Here is a 337-nt window from a genome sequence, read left to right on the forward strand (position 1 = left end):
CGTCGATCCGCAGGCCGTCTATCAGTGGCTGGACACGCTGGAGTTCCCGCATGAGCTGGTGCGCATGCCCGAGACCAGCCACTTCTTCCACCGCAAGCTGATCGACCTGCGTGGCGCGCTGACCCACGGCGTGAAGCACTGGCTGGGCGCGGCGGCATGAGTGCAACCGAGCTGACCCCGTCGCAGCGGTACGCGGAAGGGGTCGCCCGCGGTGACTGGCAGGACGATCCGGCCCAGCATGCGGCGCTGGCCGAGCTGGACCGCATCCACCTGGCCCTGCTGGACAGTGCCGAGGACGGCTGGCTGGACCGCCTGTCCTCGTTCTGGAAAAAGCCCG

The 337-nt window shown here is 68.8% G+C and carries 1 protein-coding gene; it reads left to right on the forward strand.

The features are described from left to right. Nucleotides 1-156: 156 nt before the first annotated feature. The coding region (locus tag EN850_RS34665; protein ID WP_210238058.1) for a hypothetical protein at nucleotides 157-337 on the forward strand (181 nt) is incomplete at its 3' end.

The organism is Mesorhizobium sp. M8A.F.Ca.ET.207.01.1.1 (assembly GCF_004794715.1).
Lineage (GTDB): Bacteria > Pseudomonadota > Alphaproteobacteria > Rhizobiales > Rhizobiaceae > Mesorhizobium.